Source organism: Prosthecobacter sp. (genome assembly GCF_044232965.1).
Taxonomy (GTDB): Bacteria; Verrucomicrobiota; Verrucomicrobiia; order Verrucomicrobiales; family Verrucomicrobiaceae; genus Prosthecobacter.
In genome coordinates, this window is sequence record NZ_JBIIKX010000101.1 from 1 (window position 1) to 17984 (window position 17984).

General features: G+C 60.3%; 12 protein-coding genes. 8 read left to right on the top strand and 4 right to left on the bottom strand.

Annotation, left to right across the window (positions count from 1 at the left end):
- From ACILSI_RS24745 to metG, 3 genes are all read left to right on the top strand, one after another.
- A partial coding sequence (locus tag ACILSI_RS24745) for a PQQ-dependent sugar dehydrogenase (protein ID WP_395724604.1) occupies positions 1-525 on the top strand: 525 nt, incomplete at its 5' end.
- A gap of 157 nt (positions 526-682) precedes the next feature.
- Entirely contained in the window at positions 683-4291 is a 3609-nt protein-coding gene (locus ACILSI_RS24750; RefSeq protein ID WP_395724605.1) for a c-type cytochrome domain-containing protein, read from the top strand.
- Between the two features lie 124 nt (positions 4292-4415).
- On the top strand, positions 4416-5987 hold the full coding sequence (gene metG, locus ACILSI_RS24755; RefSeq protein ID WP_395724606.1) for a methionine--tRNA ligase: 1572 nt from the start codon (positions 4416-4418) through the stop codon (positions 5985-5987).
- On the opposite strand, the gene ACILSI_RS24760 is transcribed toward metG, so the two are convergent.
- From ACILSI_RS24760 to ACILSI_RS24770, 3 genes are all read right to left on the bottom strand, one after another.
- Positions 5988-8528 carry a hypothetical protein gene (locus tag ACILSI_RS24760; protein ID WP_395724607.1) on the bottom strand — a complete coding sequence of 847 codons (2541 nt, stop codon included), beginning with the start codon at positions 8526-8528 and terminating at the stop codon, positions 5988-5990.
- 69 nt (positions 8529-8597) lie between these two features.
- Complete coding sequence (locus ACILSI_RS24765; protein WP_395724608.1) at positions 8598-12674, bottom strand: hypothetical protein; 4077 nt, start codon at positions 12672-12674, stop codon at positions 8598-8600.
- A 27-nt stretch (positions 12675-12701) separates the two neighbouring features.
- Positions 12702-12935: a hypothetical protein gene (locus tag ACILSI_RS24770; RefSeq protein WP_395724609.1), complete on the bottom strand. Its 234-nt coding sequence runs from the start codon at positions 12933-12935 to the stop codon at positions 12702-12704.
- A 471-nt stretch (positions 12936-13406) separates the two neighbouring features.
- Here ACILSI_RS24770 and ACILSI_RS24775 point away from each other — a divergent pair, with 471 nt between their 5' ends.
- Complete coding sequence (locus ACILSI_RS24775; RefSeq protein ID WP_395724610.1) at positions 13407-14363, top strand: tyrosine-type recombinase/integrase; 957 nt, start codon at positions 13407-13409, stop codon at positions 14361-14363.
- A gap of 15 nt (positions 14364-14378) precedes the next feature.
- Positions 14379-14588: a hypothetical protein gene (locus ACILSI_RS24780; RefSeq protein WP_395719080.1), complete on the top strand. Its 210-nt coding sequence runs from the start codon at positions 14379-14381 to the stop codon at positions 14586-14588.
- On the opposite strand, the gene ACILSI_RS24785 is transcribed toward ACILSI_RS24780, so the two are convergent.
- The gene (locus ACILSI_RS24785; RefSeq protein ID WP_395724611.1) at positions 14589-14861 is read right to left on the bottom strand and encodes a helix-turn-helix domain-containing protein; all 273 of its coding nucleotides are present in this window, start codon (positions 14859-14861) and stop codon (positions 14589-14591) included.
- A gap of 158 nt (positions 14862-15019) precedes the next feature.
- Here ACILSI_RS24785 and ACILSI_RS24790 point away from each other — a divergent pair, with 158 nt between their 5' ends.
- The 3 genes from ACILSI_RS24790 to ACILSI_RS24800 all read left to right on the top strand — a co-directional run bounded on the left by ACILSI_RS24790 (position 15020) and on the right by ACILSI_RS24800 (position 17822).
- Positions 15020-15604, top strand: coding sequence for a hypothetical protein (locus tag ACILSI_RS24790; protein WP_395724612.1), 585 nt, complete (start codon positions 15020-15022; stop codon positions 15602-15604).
- A 243-nt stretch (positions 15605-15847) separates the two neighbouring features.
- Positions 15848-16753 carry an ATP-dependent DNA ligase gene (locus tag ACILSI_RS24795; protein WP_395724613.1) on the top strand — a complete coding sequence of 302 codons (906 nt, stop codon included), beginning with the start codon at positions 15848-15850 and terminating at the stop codon, positions 16751-16753.
- A gap of 106 nt (positions 16754-16859) precedes the next feature.
- Entirely contained in the window at positions 16860-17822 is a 963-nt protein-coding gene (locus ACILSI_RS24800) for an amidoligase family protein (protein WP_395724614.1), read from the top strand.
- The last annotated feature ends 162 nt before the right edge of the window (positions 17823-17984 follow it).

The following is a 17984-nucleotide window of genomic DNA, read 5'->3' on the forward strand; positions in this document are numbered from 1 at the left end:
CCGCAGATCTACGCAAACGGCATCCGCAATCCCTGGGGCCTCAGTTTTGACGCCAAAGGCCATCTCTGGTGCGCCGATGTCGGCCAGGACATCTGGGAGGAGATCAACTGGATCACCAACGGCGGTAACTACGGCTGGCAGTTCCGTGAAGGCCCCGCCGCCTTCCCGCTCAACACCGACACCCCACCCGCCGACGCCAAATTCATCGAGCCCATCCATTCCTACAACCACGCCGAAGGCCTCAGCATCACCGGCGGCATCGTTTACACCGGTAAAGCGCAGCCTGAACTCCAGGGTGCTTATGTCTATGGCGACTTCGTGCTCGGCAAAATCTGGGCGCTCAAAACCGACGACGCCGGCAAAACGCTCTCCAACGACCTCCTCTACACCAGCCCGCAAACAGCAGCCGACAATCCCAAGAAAAAACCCACCGTCCTGGTCAAACCCACCGCTTTCTGCGCCAACGCCGCCGAAGAGATGCTCGTGCTCGACTGGAACGGGGCCATCTACAAGTTGGGCAAGTAGCGTCGCTCGCGATCAAGCGGCTTCGCCGTCAAAGAATCAAGAACGTCCTGAAGGCCCGTCTTGACCACCACTTGACTCCCTTGACCATTTCTTGACCTCCCTGTCTCTGCCGAAAGTCCGCGCCTCCCGCGTGCGTAATTCTGGGCATCATCCCCCTATGATGTCCAAAACCACCCTCTCGCTGACTTGCGCGGCCTTTGCCTCAGTATCCCTTCATGCCCAGGATGCTGGCGAAAAAATCACCTATCAGGACCACATCCGGCCCCTGCTGGAGAACAAATGCTTCTCCTGCCACAGCCCTGACAAGAAGAAGGGCGATCTCGATCTCACCAGCTTCGGCGCCCTCATGACCGGCGGCGGCGGCGGTGCCGTCGTGGACGCTGGCAATGCCGACAGCAGCCGTCTCTGGACCACCTGCGCGAAGAAGGAAGAACCCTTCATGCCACCTGAGGGCGCTCCTTTGAGCACCAAGGATCTCGATTTGCTCGCCGCCTGGATCAAAGGCGGTATTCTCGACTCCAAGTCCTCCATCGCCAAAAAATCCTCCAAACCGAAGATCGATATGGCCGTCGCCGTCACGGGTGGCAAACCGGAAGGCCCCATCGCCAAGCCGGAACACGTTTTGCTTGAGCCCGTCGTCGTCACGCCGCGCACCACCGCCATCACCGCGATGGCCTACAGCCCGTGGACCTCGCTTTTCGCGCTCGCCGCGCCCAAACAGATCCTGCTCTACGACACGGACACCCGCCAGCTCGTCGGTATCTTCCCTTACACCGAGGGCTACGCCCGCAGCCTGCAATTCAGCCGCAACGGCTCCCTCCTCGTCATGGGCGGCGGTCGTGCGGGCAAAAACGGCCACGCCATCGTCTGGGACGTGAAAACCGGCAAACGCATCACCGAGGTCGGCAAGGAGTTCGACCAGATCATGTCCGCCGACATCAGCCCCGATCACAAGCACATCGTCATCGGCAGCCCCTCGAAGAAGGTCAAAGTTTATAGCACCGGCACCGGCGAGGAAGAATACGTCATCAGCAAGCACACCGAGTGGATTCTGAGCACCAAGTTCAGCCCCGACGGCGTCCTGCTGGCCACCAGCGACCGCAACGGCAACGTCATGGTCTGGGAAGCTGAAAACGGCGGTGAGTTCTACATCCTCGGCCAGCACAAGGCCGCCTGCAACGATGTCGCCTGGCGCGCCGATGCCAACATCCTCGCCTCCTGCTCCTCCGACGGCACCATCAGCACCTGGGAGATGAATGAGGGCAAACAGGTCAAGAACTGGGCCGCCCACGGTGGCGGCGTGCAGTCCGTCTCCTTCAATCCCGATGGAAAGCTGGTCTCCTGCGGCAACGACGGCCTCGTCCGCACCTGGGACATCAACGGCAACAAAATTGGTGAGGCCCCCGGCCAGAGCGACATCGTCACCAAGGTCGTCGCCGGTTATGACAACAAATCCGCCATCTCCGCTAACTGGCGTGGTGAGATCATCCAGTGGGATCTTGCCGCCAAGCTCACCGAGATCGCACGCTACTCCAGCAATCCTTCCCTGATCGCCCAGCGCATCGTGCAGGCCGAACAGCGCATGGCCGAGTTGAACGGCAATCTGCCCGCCCTCCAGGAAGCCATCAAAAAGGCCGACGCAGACGCCAAAGCCCGTGATGAGGCGCTTGCCAAAGTCCGCGCCGAAGTCGCCGCCACCGAAGCCCGTAGCAAGAACCTGCCCGGTGAGATCGCCAACGACGAAAAAGCCCTCGTCGCCCTCAAAGCTGCCCGCACCAAGGCCGATCAAGACAAGGCCGCCCGAAATGCCGCGATCAAAGCTTACGGCGAAAAAGCCGCCAAGATCGCCGCACAGGAAAAAGAACTCGCTCCTGCCGCCGCCGAGGCCGCCAAACTGCCCGCAGCCGACAAAGCCGTCGCTGATGCAACGGCCGCGCTCGAAGCCGCGAAGAAAGATCCTGCCCAACAGCCCAAGCTGAAGGAACTCGAGGCCAAACTCGCCGCCGTGAAGGCCGAGCAGCAAAAAATCGCGCCAAACAAGGCCAAGGCCGATCAACTCACCGCCGCCATCGCGAAAGCCAAGGCTGAACTCGGCGCCGCACCTGCTCCAGTTGCCGATCTCGACAAACTGATCGCCGAAACCAACGCCAAGATCAAAGCCACCACCGAAGGCGTCGCCGCGAAGAAAGCCGAGCTGCCCAAACTGCCCGCCCTCGTCAAAGCCGGCCCGGATCGCATCAAAAACGCCGAGGCTGGAGCCGTAGCAGGCAAAACGGCACTCGCCGCCGCGCAAACCGCCGCCAAGTCCGCCAGCGATGAAATTGGCATCCTGCAAAAAGTGCCCACCGCGCTGAAGGCCGCCCAATTCAACACTGGCGTGCTCGTGGAGAAGGAAAAGCTCGCCAAGCTCGAAACTGACTTCACCGATTTCAGCGAGGCTAAAAAAGACGCTGAAGCAGCCAAAGTCTCCGCCGCAGCTCGTATCGAGGAATCGAAGAAGGCCATCGCCGAATCCATCGCCGCCCAGCCAGCTCTTGAGGCCGCTTTGAAGAAAGCGCAGGGCGAGGCCGCCGCTCTCGAAGCCACTACCAAGCCCACCCGCGACGCCGATGCCGCCGCAGCCGCCAAGGTGGCCGAGCAGAAGACCATCATCACCACCAAGGAGGCCGAACTCGCCGCCGCCGCCAAAGCCAAGGCCGAAGCCATCGCCGCAGCCAAAAAATCCGCCGAGGACATCGCCAAAGTCATTGAGGCCAAGAAAAAGAGTCTGGCCGAAGCCTCGGGCAAGCTCGACGCCCCGCAGAAAGCCGTGACCGCGAAGCAAACGGCTCTCACCCAGAAAGACGCCGCCCTCGCCGCAGCCAAAAAAGCCGTCGCCGATGCCACTGCGGACGCCGCAGCCAAAACAACCGCGTTCAAGACTGCTGAAGCGACCGTCACATCCGCAACGGCCGCCATTCAAGCCGCAGAGAAAGCCCTCAATGAAACCCGCGCCAAGCTGAAACCCGCCCAGGATGCCGCAGCCGCCGCCAAGAAGGAACTCGCCGCCAAAGCCGGAGATGCAGCCCTCACCGCGAAGGTGGTCGCTGCTGACAAAGCCGTCGCTGACATCACCACCGCGCAGGGCAACGCCCAAAAGGACTTGGACGCCAAAAAAGCCGCCAAAGCGACTGTCGCGCAGGCCTTTGACGCCGCCAAGAACGCCAATGGTGCCGCCTCCGCCGCTGTGACTAAAACCACCGCCGCCGCCAAGCAGGCCGAGCAGCAGCAAGCCGCCGCCAAGAACGAACTCGCCGCGGCCGAGAAGATCGCCGCCCCTCTTCGTGGTGCGCGTGACGGCATCGCCAAAGAAATCGAAGCCCAGTCCAAAGCCCTCGCCGAGAAACAGGCCGCGCCTGCCGCCATCGAGAAAGATTACGCCGCCAAGATCGCCCCGATCAACGCCGCCATCGCCGCCGCCAAAACGGCGCTCCCTCCGCTCGAACAAGCCTACGCCGCCGCCCACGCCAAACTCGATGCCGAGCAGAAAGTCCTCGATGCCAAAAAAGCCGAAGTCGCGAAAGCCAACACCGACTTTGAAGGCGCGAAGAAGAAGAAGACCGACGCCGAGGCCACCATCGCCGCCGCCACCAAGGAAATCCCCGAGAAGGACAAGATCATCGCCGAGGCCACCGCCGAACTCGCCAAGCTCCAGCCGCAGCTCGATCCGATGCGCACCAAGGTGAAACAGATGAACGACCAGTATCTGACGATGCTGCCGAAATAGCCCGCGCCTTCCTCGAATTCATCTCAAACCACGAATGGGGGCCGCACGGCCCCCATTTTTTGTCTCCAGCCTTCACCTTGCCCCCGTGGCATTCCGCGACATCATTCGCGCCCCAATTACCGCCGTGAAACCCTACTACATCACCACCGCCATCGACTACACCAACGCAGCGCCGCACATCGGCCATGCTTATGAAAAGGTGCTGGCGGATGTCATGGCGCGATTTCAGCGCTTGAACGGGCGCGAGGTGTATTTCCTTACCGGAGTCGATCAACACGGCCAGAAGGTGCAGAAGAGCGCGGAGAAGGCCGGGCAATCGCCCCAGGACTTCGTCGATGGCATCACGCAGCACTTCACCGCGCTGTGGGACAAGCTGAACGTGCGTTACGACGGCTGGGCCGCCACCACGGACATCAAACACAAGCGCGTGGTGCAGGCCATGCTGCAAAAGCTGCACGACTGCGGCCAGCTCTATAAAAAGAGCTACGCCGGCTTCTACTCCGTGCGGCAGGAACAGTTCCTCACCGACAAAGAACGCGGCTCCGACGGCCAGTACGGCGAGGAATGGGGCGAAGTCGTCGAGTTGCAGGAGGAGAACTGGTATTTCCGCCTCAGCGATCATGTGGAATGGCTCAAGAACCACATCCGCGGGAACCCCGATTTCATCTTCCCTCCGCATCGCGCGAATGACGTGCTCAACTCACTCGAAGGAGCCGCACAGGACTTGTGCATCAGCCGTCCCATCGAACGCTTGAGCTGGGGCATTCCGCTGCCCTTCGATGAAAAATTCGTGAACTACGTCTGGTTCGACGCGCTGGTGAACTATGTCAGCTTCGCCGGTTATCTGGCCGATGAAGTCGGAAACACCGGCCTGCCAGAGTTTGAAAAAATCTGGCCCGCCGACGCGCATGTGATCGGCAAGGACATCCTCGTGCCCGCGCATGCGGTTTATTGGCCGATCATGCTGCACGCGCTCGGTTTCCCGGATGATCAGATCCCCAAACTCATCGTTCATGGCTGGTGGAACGTGAAAGGGGCCAAGATGAGCAAGAGCCTCGGCAACGTGATCGATCCAAACGTGCTCTCAGACACCTTCACGCCCGACGGCCTGCGTTATTACCTCATGCGCGACATCGCCACCGGCTATGACGCCGATTTCAGCGATGAACGCATCATCATGTCCTACAACAAAGAGCTGGCCGGTGGTCTGGGCAATCTGCTCAATCGCTCGATCAACATGGCGCAGAAATATCGCAACGGCGTGCTCACGCCTGGCGATTACGATGACGAAATCAACCAAGCCCTGCGCCAGACCGTGGAGGAAGCCCTGCCGCTTTATCTCGAAAAGATGAACGGCTGGGACATCCACGAAGGCATCGCCGCCGCGTGGAAGATCGTCACGCACGCGAACGCGTTCGTGGACAGCACGAAGCCCTTCTCACTCGCCAAAGACCCGGCACAGGCCACACGGCTCGACAGCGTGCTCTACCACCTCGCCGAGGCGCTCACGCATGTCACCGTGCTGCTCAATCCGATCATGCCGACCGCGATGGTCACAGCGCGTGCGCAAATCGGCTGGGAACTGCCGGAAAATTTCAAATTGAGCGATTTGAAGTGGGGATTGCTCCCAAACGGCCACCAACTCGGCGCGCCCGTACCGTTGTTCCCGCGTTTGGAGATCGTCGAAGCTCCTTAATCAGCCTTCAAACTCCGTGTAGTGCCTGCGCCTTGGCGGCTCGGTGACAGCGGCCTTTTGCTTCCAAAGCATGGCAGCCTGAAAATCCTTTTCGCAGCCGACGCCGTCCTGGTAGCACTTGGATAGGCGCTTCATCGCCTCCAGCACACCGGACTCGGCGGCAGCCTTGACCGCGATGAAGCCGTCTTTGGTTTCACGAATGGTCTTGCCGTGGTCCAGCAGCACCATGGCGGCCAGATGCCTGGCAGGAGGATGCTTTTCTGCCACGCGTGAGAGCAGGTCATAAACATCCTGCCAGCGCGAGGCATCGCTCTCCGCTTTCCGCCAGAGCAGTTGCGCGGCCAGAAAAACCTCCAGCGGATGCTTGGACCGCGTCATGAATGAGAGAACCAGCGTGTCGGCTTTCTCAAGGTCTTGCGCGACACCACGGCCCTCAAACAAAGCCTCGGCATAATAAAACCGCGCGTCTCGCCGACGCCCGACCTCGAAGGCTTTTTGATACAACGCCGCACCACGCGCCTCATCCCTGGGGACACCATAACCGGCCATAAGCAGATGCCCTTCCAGCAGCATCGCGGAGACGGAGCCGGTTTCCGCCAGTTGCCACACCTGGGCGGCCCATGTGGCATCCTGCCAACGTCCTTGTCTGAAAAACTCACGCGCCATGCGGTCGCACAGCTTGTCGGCAAAGGGCCGCCAGAACGCCTCCTGCGGAAAGGCCTCCGCCGCGCCCAAAACAAGCGAGAGCGCAGGCTTGAAGTCCTGCGTCTCTTCGATGCCGTGCATCATTTCGAACATCTCAAGCCTCAGTTCCTCCACCTGCTCCACACGGCTGAGCGCCGGCTTCAGTGTGCGCAGCGACGGTCCGGTCAAAAACAGATCGCCCGCAGGCAGCATCTCTTTGAGGGCAATCTCATCCTGTGCGCTGACCACACGCCAGCCCTTCTCCTCATGCGCCACCTCGCAGGTAAGCAGCCCGCGCCCGCGCGCGATGCGCATCCCGCGTTGCAGCTCGAATTGAAACGGCTGCGTGACCTCGATGCGCTCGAAACTGCGCAGACTGGCCTTGCCTTCACCCTCCACGCTGATGTGACGAAGCGGCCACAGCGCGCGCAGTTGCTCCTCGACGCCCAACAGCGTCTCAACCGGCGGCTTTTCATGTTCGAAATACCGTTCTGTGTTCTCCGAAACGTGATCAAGCAGTGTCGTCACAGAAGCATCGTTCCACGAGCGGACAAACGCCGCCACACGCTCCAGCGCATCGTGCTTCACGGCCATTTTGGCGGCGGCGCGGCGGTCTCCGGCCTCGCGGGCTTTTTCATACGCGGCGAGAGCGCGCTCCAGGTTCTTGCTCACGCCATGCCCCTGCTCAAACCGTTCCCCCAGCGGCATCCAGGCGGCGGATTCACCGAGTCGTGCGGCGAAGTCGAGCTGCTGGAACGATTCAGGTCCGTAACGCGCCATGTTCAGTGGGTTCTCAACCGCCTCGGCGAGATCAGCCAAGGCGGCGCGGTCTCCGCTGTCGGCGGCCTGTCGCAGAAGAAACACCGCCTCCTCGCTGAACTCTCCAGATGCAAGCAGGGCGAGCGCCAGTTCATGCATGGCCCGCGCATTCCCCTCCTCCGCCAGCGGCATCGCCAGGTGGGCCGAGATCATGGGAAGGCTGGCGAGGCGCAGGCCCATGACGGCTTGCAGCACCTTGTCTGACGCAACATCACGCATGCCAGGCTCCGGCGAGTCGAGGACCATCTCTGTCTCCTGCGCCCCGGAATCGAGATGATGCTGCCAGTAGAAAATGGCCGCGATCATCACACCGCAAATCATGAGACTGGCAAACATGAGCGGTGAAGCACCCTCGGTCTCCGCCTTCGCAACATTCGGCTGGGTTTCGTGGCCGACCTTGGATGCCACAGGCGTGACGGGTGGCTCGGCGGCCACGGTGAACAAGGGAGGAAGATCGATCAACACCTCGCCCAGGCGCTCTCCCGTCCGGGGTCTCACCGTGGTGGGTTGCAGCAGGTAGTCACGCCGACTCGCGCGTGCGGCCACCTGCTGCCACTCCGTGGGAGCCAGGATTTCCACCGCTTCCTCAGCAGTCACTGGCTCAACTGGAGGGATCGGTGCGTCTGCAGGCTCCGGTTCAGCAGCCGGTGCTGGTTCAGCAACCGGTGCAGGCTCGGCCGCAGGCTCCGGCAGGGCGACAGGCTCGTCCCAAGCAGGTAATTCCGGCAGCAGTGTTCCCTCTGTGGCGAGATCAAAGGTGATCGACTCATCTCCGATGCCGAATTGAAATGGCGTTTCGACCTCGAGTTCCGATGCCGAGACACCATTCACCGTGAATCGTGCCTCCGGCACGGCCCGGCTGATGAGGAACCGTCGTTCCCCGATCCTGCGCAGCACACAATGACGTGACCGAACCGCCACTCCATCCAGAACAATCTCACACTCCGGCGCGCTGCCCAGCGCGATGGAAGAATCCATCGCACACGCCAGCTCGTGCAGGCCGGCAGCGGAGCGCAATATCAAAACCGTGGGGGGCATCAGCGCGGAGTATGATCAGCATACCCAAACTCGTCGAGTCCCCATTCCGACAAAGAATCTCGGACTTCCTTACTTTCCCGCGCCCAGCTCTTTGTAGTAGCGCTTCACGAGATCGCGGAACTCGGCGGGGACAGGATCGCGGTCCACCGGCGCGAGATTTTTGCCAGCGTCCTTCTTCGAGAGCTCTTCCACGACGCGATCACGCAGTTCGATGAGCGGCTGCGTGATGCGCGTGTTCAAAACCGCGACCTGCGGGGCTTCGTTACTCCGCTTGAGGTTGATTCGCAGTTCACGCGCACGGTCGAGCACCTTGGCGGCTTCGTTGCGGAGTTCGGGGTTGTTGAGAAGCTCCTCCACATTGCGCAGGCGGTCGCTCCAGCGGTCGTAGCCATCGCCGGTGAAGACGTTGGTGTCGGGCTGCTCTTTGGAATCGTCGAAGAAGAGGGATTCGGAGAGCGCACCGCCTTGGATTTGAGGACGAGAACGGTCATTGTCAGAATCGCGGTCGCTGGTGGGGCCGCCCGCGATCTGGTTGTTATCGTTGCGGTTGTTATCGGAACGCTGGCGGATGCCGCCACGTTGATTGGGATTGTTGGCATCGGCGGTCTGCGGCTGTCCCTCACCGCGACCTTGGCCTGCTTGCTGACCTTTGCCTTGCCCTTCCCCCGGTTGTTTGCCTTCACCGGACTTTTGACCGTTGGGGGAATTGGCATCGGCCTGTTGGCCTTCGCCCTTGCCTTGTTCGCCGGGTTTTTGACCTTGCTGGCCTTCACCGGGCTGCTGACCGCCTTCGGCCATCTTCGGGTCCTGGCCTTCGCCTTGACCCTGACCTTTTTCGCCCGGCTTTTGGCCGTCCTTGGCTTCCCCCTGGCCTTTTTCACCAGGCTGCTGACCTTCTTGGCCTTCGCCGGGTTTTTGACCATTTTGGCCTTCACCGGGCTTTTGGCCAGCTTCTGCCATTTTGGGGTCTTGCGGTTTCCCCTCACCCCGACCCTCTCCCCGTTGTGGATCAGACTGTTTTCCTTCCCCTGGGCGGGGAGAGGGAGATTCGGCTTTGGAGTCGGGCGCAGGCTCACTCCCTCTCCCCGTCTGGGATTTGGAAGCGTCAGCGGTCTCCTTCGGGGAGAGGGCTGGGGTGAGGGGCTGTTCACCCGCCTTGTTGTCAGCAGCTTTAGCTTCTTGACCTTTCTGCCCGTCCTCCTGCTCCTGCGCTTCCTTGATCAGCTTATCGAGTTCGTTCTTCGCGACGCGCAAGGCCTCGCTCTCACTGCCTAGCACGCTCTCGGCAGCCTTCTCGACGCCCTTTTGCAGTTCCTCGACGGCGTTGGCGGCTTTGCGCTCGGCGTCCTTGGCTTCGGCGGCGCTGCCGTAGCGGAGTTGATCGCGGGTTTCCTGAAGGTTCTGCTCCAAACCGCTGGTCTGGGCTTTGCGGACGGCGTCGTAGAGGTTCTTGTGGAGGAGCGGCTCGCTCTGCTCGGACTGCTCGCTGAGCTGGCGCATGTTGTTGAGCAGTTTTTCGACGTTCTCCTGCTGCTCGGTGACCTGCCGGGCCTGCGACTGATTTTGCAGGCTCTGGGCGATGTCGCTGTCGGCGGGCTTCTGGTTTTCGAGGGCTTCGCTGATTTTCTTCTGCGCTTCGGCGGCTTGTTGGGCCTGCTGGCGGAGTTGCTTCATCTCATCGGCGAATTTCTTGCTCGTCTTCTGGCGGAAGTCCTCCTGCATCTTCTCCAATTCGCGCTGCGCGCGCGTGGCGGAGTTGGCGGCGTCGGTGAGTTGCTCTTCCTTGAGTTTTTCGGCGGCTTCGTTGACCTGCTCGCGGGTTTTTTCAAGCTGCTCCTTGGCCTCGGCCATGTTTTGAGCGTTCTCGGGTTTGTCCATGCGCTCTTTGAGGTCGTCGAGATCGCTGAGGAGCTGTTCCTGCTCGGCCTGGAGGCGTTTGAGCTGGTTTTCGAGTTCTTGTTTTTCTTCCTCGGTCTTGGCCTTGGCGAGCTGGTTTTGCAGTTCCTTCATTTTCTCGGCCAGCGCTTCCTGGCGACGGGCGAGTTCCTTCAATCGGTTTAAAACTTGCAGGTTTTCTTGCTGCTCGGCGGTTTGCTCCTCGGTGGCCGCTTTTTCTTCTTCGTAACGCTGATCCTGCTGCTTCAGCTCAAGATCCATGATCTGGTTCTTGTTGGCCTGCTGAGCTTCACCGGGCTGTGGCGGGCTGTTTTGGCGCATGACCTGATGTTCGCGGCTTTGCGCACGGTGCAGCCATTCGAGCGCGGTCTGCTCAAACGTAAGCGCTTGATTGAGCGGCGAGCGTTTTTTCTCGGCGGAGGCCTGTTGAAGCGGCGGCTGGGCGTCTTTGAGGGCTTTCCAGGCTTCGGTGAGCGCCTGTTTGATCTCAGCGTCCTCGGCTTCTTCCATGCCTTCTTTGACCTGCTCAAGCGCAATGCTGACGGACTCATGCACGACGTCGATGTCAGGCGTGGCAGCTTCGATGACGCGACCGGCATTGGTGTCGCGGATGATCTTCCAGGTGGCGTTGACGATTTGCTTCACGAGATCGACTAGCTTGTCGCTTTTGGCCTTCGGTTGGCCCGGTTCGCTCGGTGGAGCCTCCATCTCGCGGAAGATGTCTTCAAAGTGGCGCACGTCGGCGAAGAACATGTCGCTCATGCTGCGACGCACCTCGCCTTTGGGTCCGGTGTCCTCGGCCCAGAGGTAGTAGCTGACGAGCTGGCGCGGCTGGGCGTTTTCTTTTTCGAGTGTGAGATCGGCGCGCACGTCCTGCTTCTTCTGCGGCGCGGTGACAGGATGCTTGAAGAGGATTTCTTTGCTGTTGCCATTGATGCTGAAAACCGCGCCGGATTTCGTGACGCCGAGGTCATCCGAGATTTTGGCCTCAACAGGCAACTCCTGGAGGCTGGAGACTTGCAGGTCGCGTTTCGGGAAGACGACTTCAATCTTCGCGAGCTGATTGGATTGGACAGTGACGGTGAACCACGGCGGGTTTTTGTTCGCGCGCTCGGCCTCGTCCACGAGATGGAGGCGATATTTCTGCGTTTTCTCGGCTGGCATCGTGGCTTCGAGCAGTGTGGGATCGGTGGCGCTGGGCTTGAGTTCAATGATGGTCTTGTCCTCGCCAAACAGCTCGGCGGCGGTGAGATGCGGGGAGAAGGGATCGGCCTTGGTGAGCGGTTTGTTGACTTTGATCTTCCAAGTGATCTTCGAGCCTTCGAGCGCGGTGACTTTCTGCGTGTTCTTCGTCTCTTTGGCCGGAAGCTTCGTGTATTCGGGGGGCGTGACGATCACGTCGCTGCGAACGAGCGCGGGAAAGTCGAAGACGGTGATGGTATGCTGCTGTGATTTCTGATTGGCGAACTCGACGTGGTATTTCGTGTCGCGCTCCACTTTGGCGATGAGACCGCCGAAGACCTGCTCATCGACGGTGAGGCGCATCGGAAGGCGGTCGCGGATTTTGCCATCGGCCTCGCTGACGACCAGCATGGCGTCGGCGGGCACGGGACCGTCGAAGCGGGCTTCGATGATGAGGCGGGAGTTGCGCTCGACCTCGGCGTCGCCGGGCGTGAGGATGGCTGTGAACTCCGTGGCTTTGGGCGCGGCTTCGGATTTCTGATTCGCGATTTTTGACTTTGGATCAGGCGTGTTGAGGCGCAGGGCGATGTCAGTGGCGAGAAACGCGACAACCGCCACCCAAGCTGCTGCGAGAGCGCGGGTGTAAGGCTTGTTGGCGACGGTGATGGGCCAGTTCTGCGTGGCGGCACGAGCGAGAGCGTGATCAATGAGGCGCTCGTGGAGGAAACCTGCGGGTTCGTCGGCGTCCGGCTCATGCTCGATGGCCGTGAGGAGCAGCGAGTCGAGCGAGGGATGCTTTTGCTCGATGACACGGGCGATTTCGCGGTCGCTCCAGATGTTGCGGCGGCCTTTGAGCCAGGCAACGAGCGCGAGCGCGATGAGTCCGAGCATGGACCAGCGATCCAAGCGCTTCGGGATGGTGTGACCATTCAGCGTGGCCAGCAGGAAGGCTCCGCGCACGAGAATGCCGAGCGCGAAGACAACGGCCAGATGGCGGAGGAGTCGCGCGCGACGCAGGGCCTCGCGAACTTCAGCAATGCGGGCGTCGAGGATGGTGCGTGCGATCATGATGGTGGTAGGAATGTTATCGGACTGTCAGCGGCCTCGCCATTTGTCCATGGTTTCAAAGATTGAAGATGCTTTGGCCCAAAAAGCTTCACCATGACGCATGGCGAGAAATGCAAACCCAGTGGCCACAACAAGAACGATCCACCAAGCGCCAGGCCCCTCTCGAACAATGGCATTGATCAAGAACAGAAAAGAAAGAACACCTCCAAAGACAAAGCCGCACCCGAAGTGCAGGCGTTTATCATGTGAGGTTTGGCGCATGGCGGTGGGATTAACGGTGGCAGCAGCAGGTTTCGTGCGAGCGGGGCGACAGCAAAGTGGTCCGCACAGGACTACGAACAAACGACAGCAATTAAAGCTCGAAATGGGGCTGGAACGCCCATTTTACAGGCTTCCGGAGCACAAACACCTTCCGCAATTGACACTGCGGGAGGTGTTATGCATGACAAAAGCACGACAAATCCGGCTCTCCCCTCTAAGTGCAGAGGCAAACCTTTCGCTGTGGTCAAACAGGGCTCGGCAGCCGTGCCCATCTATAGGGGCGATGTTCGTGGCTCCCAACGGTTCACGGTGGCGTTCTATCGGGATGGCAGAAGGGTGCGGCGGACTTTTGGAAGCCTGAATGCAGCCAGGGAGGAAGCGCGGCTTCTGGCTCTCAACATCCAGCGGGGCATGAGTTCGGACAATGATCTCCGCCCGCAAGACCGCGAGGCGTTCCGAGTTGTGTGCGCCATGCTTGAACCCTTTGGGCTGCCTCTGGTTACCGCAGTGGAGGAGTATGTGCAGTGCCGTCGCAAGCTGGGTGAAACATCCTTGATTACTTCGGTCGATGAGCACGTCCGCAGGTCCAAAGGATTCACAACAGGGGTGTTGATATCAAGGGTGATCGAGGAATTTCTTGCTGCTAAAAAGCAGGACCGCATGAGCACGCATTACCTGAAATCACTGCAGAGTATCCTCAAACAATTTGGTCAGGCTTTGCCGGGTGAAATCGCCAGGGTGACCACGCAGCAAATTGATGCCTGGCTGCGTGCGGGAGATTACTCAGCCGTGACGCGCAACAACCGGCTCAAACGGGTTAAACTGCTGTTTGGTTACGCTCGGCAAAGCGGCTACTTGCCGAAGCGTGAGCCGACGGCAGCCGAGGAACTCAAGCATCGCAAGCAGGGGGACACTGATGTTGGCATCTTTAAGCCTGAGGAGTTAGAGTTGTTGATGAGAGCGGCTCCGGCTGCACTCATTCCGGTGCTTGCTATTGGTGCTTTTGCGGGGCTGCGCGCAGCGGAAATTGCCCGCCTAGATTGGAGTGCGGTGGACTTGGGGCGCAGGATCATTGAATTGCGAGCCGGGCAGGCCAAGACAGCATCGCGGCGCATCGTGCCCATCAGCGACAATCTCGCGGCGTGGTTGTCTCCCTTGGAGCGACAGGGGTTGGTAGTGCCGGAGAAGGTCGTGTTCGTGAAAATCACTAAACTTGCCAAAAGCTTGGGGCTGGAGTGGCCGCACAATGCCCTACGTCACTCCTACATCAGTTATCGGATCGCCGTGGTGCAGAGCGCTGCCCAAGTCGCGCTGGAGGCGGGAAACTCTCCGACAATTATCTTCAAGCATTACCGAGAACTGGTGACCAAGGAGGCTGCTGCCCAGTGGTTCGGCATCATGCCTAAAACCTGCACATCCACGCTTTGACATGCGAATCCCTGTATGAACCCAACACTCAATGCTCCATCACCCCTGCTGAAAAAGAAGCCCTTGGCTGCCCTCTTGGGAGTCAGTTCACGAACCATCGACAACTGGGTGGCGCAGCGAATTATTCCTTACCTCGCCACCAGTCCCCGAATGCATCTCTTTGATGTGGATGCGGTGCGTGCCGCGTTGCATGCACGATTCGGGGTGGAGGCTCGCGAGCCTTAGTCACCCGCGACTTCGTTGCGCAACGAGATGCAACGTTAATCGCGTCTTACGATGGGTGGAGGGTTGGATTTGGGCGGGCGAGTCGATGAGTTGTAGTAGCGCCACCACCGCATAGCCACGCGGCGTGGCCCGCTCCTGCTCCCAGTTTTCCAGGGTGCGTTTGCTGATGCCGAGGAACTCTGCCGCATCCCGCTGGCTGAACGCCTTGCGTTCACGCCACTCTTGGAGAGCACGGGCGAATTTTCTTGGAGTCACCCCTTTGGGCAGTTTCATGGGCATGCAGCAGGACTACGCAGAAAGCGGAGTGCCGTCAAGATTGCGCAGGCACCTCAAGGCACCTCCCAAACCCTGCGACCTACTCAAACCCCACGGCATCATTTGGTGATGCAAACGGATGGATTCCCGAAGTCACGGTGACGAGGCCTCCATTCATGGACCTCCCAGATCTCTTTCCCGCCAACCCCATGCAATTGCGCACGATTCGTCATTACAACTTCAGCGAGGTGTCCTCCGCTATGCAGAAGGCCATCCGCCGTGGTGATGCTGCGTTGGCGGGTTACTGGGCCTTGGAACTGTGGCAGAGCGGGTTTGGGAAGTATGTGTGGAAGCGTCTGCTCACCATCAGCGCGGAGGACTGCTGGGGCATCCTCACGCAGGAGGTGAAGGCGCTGCATGATTCCTATCTTGTGATCAATGACGGCATCCCGCCCAAGCAGGCCAAGGGCCGCATCTTCATTAGCAAGGCGGTTATCTTGCTGTGTTTGTCCAAGAAAAGCCGCGATCCCGATCATCTGCAAAACTACGTTTATGATCAGACGGCGGGTCTTGATCCTGACACGCTGGCGCTGGAGTTGCGCAACAGCGGTGATTACATTGCCATCCCTGAATATGCGTATGACTGCCACACGCGCGAGGGCAAGAAGCGCGGCAAGACTAAGGCGGACTTCTTCAAGGCAGAACAGGCGGCATTGGAGCCGTTGCAGCCGGGATTGTTTGATCACTTGATTGAAGGCTGACGTGATGGTCGCAACAACACGCGCTGATGGTCGCAACAAGTGCATGTCGGGGGTTGGAATATACTCATACCTTGCGGTGCCTCTGAGCCTGTAAAACGCCTCTTACGCGGTAACAACGGATGCTGGTTATGTGGATGCAGGTGAGCCGGTATTTTTGAGTCCGATAAATGGTGATCAAAACGGTGCGACACACATGGTCACGGTGACGAGGCCCTCAGGATGCCCACATGGGCACTCCAAGCCATGAACACCACTACTACCGCCTCGTCCCCCATCACCAAACCCATGCTCGCCGACAAATGCGAGCGTCTTCATGCCCTCAGCTTCCCGCTGCTGGCCACTCCCAAACTCGACGGCATCCGCTGCCTCAAGATCAATGGCCGCGCCCTGACGCGCAGCTTCAAGCCGGTGTCCAACCGCTTCATTCGCGAGTGGATCGAAGCCAACCTGCCTGACGGGTTGGATGGCGAGTTGATCGTTAAAGGCACCACCTTCAATGAAACCGCCGGGCATGTGGGCCGCGAGAGCGGCGAGCCGGACTTCACCTTCGCCGTCTTCGACTATGTGAGTGACGGGCTGGACGTGCCCTATGCCTGCCGGATGCAGGAACTCGCGCGCCTGCCGGATTACGAGCGCGTCGATAAAGTGCTGCCGGAGGAGATGCATTCGCTTGATGACCTCATGGCCTATGAGGAGCGCTGCGTGGCTGAGGGCTACGAAGGCGTGATGATTCGCACGCCGGGTTCCCCTTACAAGTGTGGCCGCTCCACGGAGCGCGAGGGCTACCTGCTCAAGATCAAACGCTTCGAGGACGCGGAGGCGGTGGTGCTCGACACCTACGAGGGCATGAGCAATCAGAACGCCGCTGAGAAGGACGCGTTTGGTCGCACCAAGCGCAGCATGGCGCAGTCCGGCATGGTCGGGCGCGGTGAACTCGGCGGCTTTGTCGTCAAGCAGTTGGAAACGGGCATCGAGTTCCGCGTGGGCTACAACCACGTCGTCGGTGGTGTGGACCGCGTCACCCTGTGGCAGCAGCGCGATGCGCTCATTGGTAGGATGGTGAAGTTCATGCACCAGCCCAGCGGCGCGAAGGAAGCGCCCAGGTTCCCGAAGTTCATCGGGTTCCGCGAGCCGTGGGACCTCTCATAAGAGGCTCGCAAAATGGTGATCAAAACGGTGCGACACACGCGGCCACGGTGACGAGGCCAAGGGGAAGTCCGCATGGACTTCAATCACCCGCACCCATTCCATCCTCATGAAAACCGCCGATCCTAAAGCCGCCCTGATCCAGTGGGGCATTGAACTGGAAACGCGCCTGCCTGCCACCAGCCAAGTGGCGGTGGGCAGTTACCACGCCGGGTATCCCGTCACCACTGGTCGCACCACGACCGGTGCCCGCAGCAACGCCCCCGCCTTTCATGCTGACACATGGAAGGCAGAGCGCGATGGCTCCATCCGCTGCGACGCTGGGCAGATACCCTGCGAATTTGTGTCACCCATCCTCCATGGTGAGCAGGGCGTGGAGCACCTGATCGGATTCGTTGAATGGCTCAATGCTCTTGGTGCCACGGTGGACCGCTCCTGCGGCTGCCACATCACCGTGGGCATTGAGTCGATCATCGGCACATCCGACACGAAAGCGGTGAGCGAGTTCATCCGCAAGCTTGCCCACATCGCTCGCTGGCACGCCCGTAGCCTCTACGGCCAGACGGGAACGGACCGCCACCTCAACCACTACAGCCATCCGCTCTATGAGCAGACCGCCGAGCACATGCGCAAGATCGTCACCTGCGAGCAGGAGCGGGTCAAAGCCGAGTGCGCCGAGCAATGCGGACGCGGAATGGTGAACTTTAGAAAAGCGTTCAAGCGTGACCGCGATGGCCGGTTCATCGGCGTGGTGGAGTTCCGCGTCTTTGCCGGCACGCTGAACATCGAGAAGATCATGCATCACCTTGCCAGCGTGCTTGGGCTCTGTCGCCGCGCCTGCGAGGTCCGCTGTCTCGGCGGGTTCGGCAAGAACAAGATCCAAGCCAAGCGCACCGCAACGGCATCTGACGGCCTGCGCTTCCTCTGGGACTACCTCGGATGGACCGGCAGTGCGCGGCCCGTCGCCCTCGGGCTCTTCGGCAAGCTGCACTCGGAGTTCCGCCACTACCGCAAGCACGCGCAGCGGCTCTGCCAGCAGTTCGATGAACGCTACCCCGACGCCAACCTTTAAGCCTTTGCCCACTATATACGCAGTCTGCGGATAAGCGGGCCAAACCAAGAACAACGAACCTGAACCCAACTGAAACTGATATGTGTGTGATCCTGATATGTCCTCAAAATGTGCGCCCGAAGTCCGAGGTGCTGTATGCCTGTCATGAAGCCAACCCGCATG

Bases quoted from the DNA above. Each gene is read 5' to 3' on its own strand.
- ACILSI_RS24750 (WP_395724605.1), top strand. From the start codon at position 683: ATGATGTCCAAAACCACCCTCTCGCTGACTTGCGCGGCCTTTGCCTCA.
- ACILSI_RS24760 (WP_395724607.1), bottom strand. From the start codon at position 8,528: ATGCCCCCCACGGTTTTGATATTGCGCTCCGCTGCCGGCCTGCACGAG.
- ACILSI_RS24765 (WP_395724608.1), bottom strand. From the start codon at position 12,674: ATGATCGCACGCACCATCCTCGACGCCCGCATTGCTGAAGTTCGCGAG.
- ACILSI_RS24770 (WP_395724609.1), bottom strand. From the start codon at position 12,935: ATGCGCCAAACCTCACATGATAAACGCCTGCACTTCGGGTGCGGCTTT.
- ACILSI_RS24775 (WP_395724610.1), top strand. From the start codon at position 13,407: ATGCTTGAACCCTTTGGGCTGCCTCTGGTTACCGCAGTGGAGGAGTAT.
- ACILSI_RS24780 (WP_395719080.1), top strand. From the start codon at position 14,379: ATGAACCCAACACTCAATGCTCCATCACCCCTGCTGAAAAAGAAGCCC.
- ACILSI_RS24785 (WP_395724611.1), bottom strand. From the start codon at position 14,861: ATGAAACTGCCCAAAGGGGTGACTCCAAGAAAATTCGCCCGTGCTCTC.
- ACILSI_RS24790 (WP_395724612.1), top strand. From the start codon at position 15,020: ATGGACCTCCCAGATCTCTTTCCCGCCAACCCCATGCAATTGCGCACG.
- ACILSI_RS24795 (WP_395724613.1), top strand. From the start codon at position 15,848: ATGAACACCACTACTACCGCCTCGTCCCCCATCACCAAACCCATGCTC.
- ACILSI_RS24800 (WP_395724614.1), top strand. From the start codon at position 16,860: ATGAAAACCGCCGATCCTAAAGCCGCCCTGATCCAGTGGGGCATTGAA.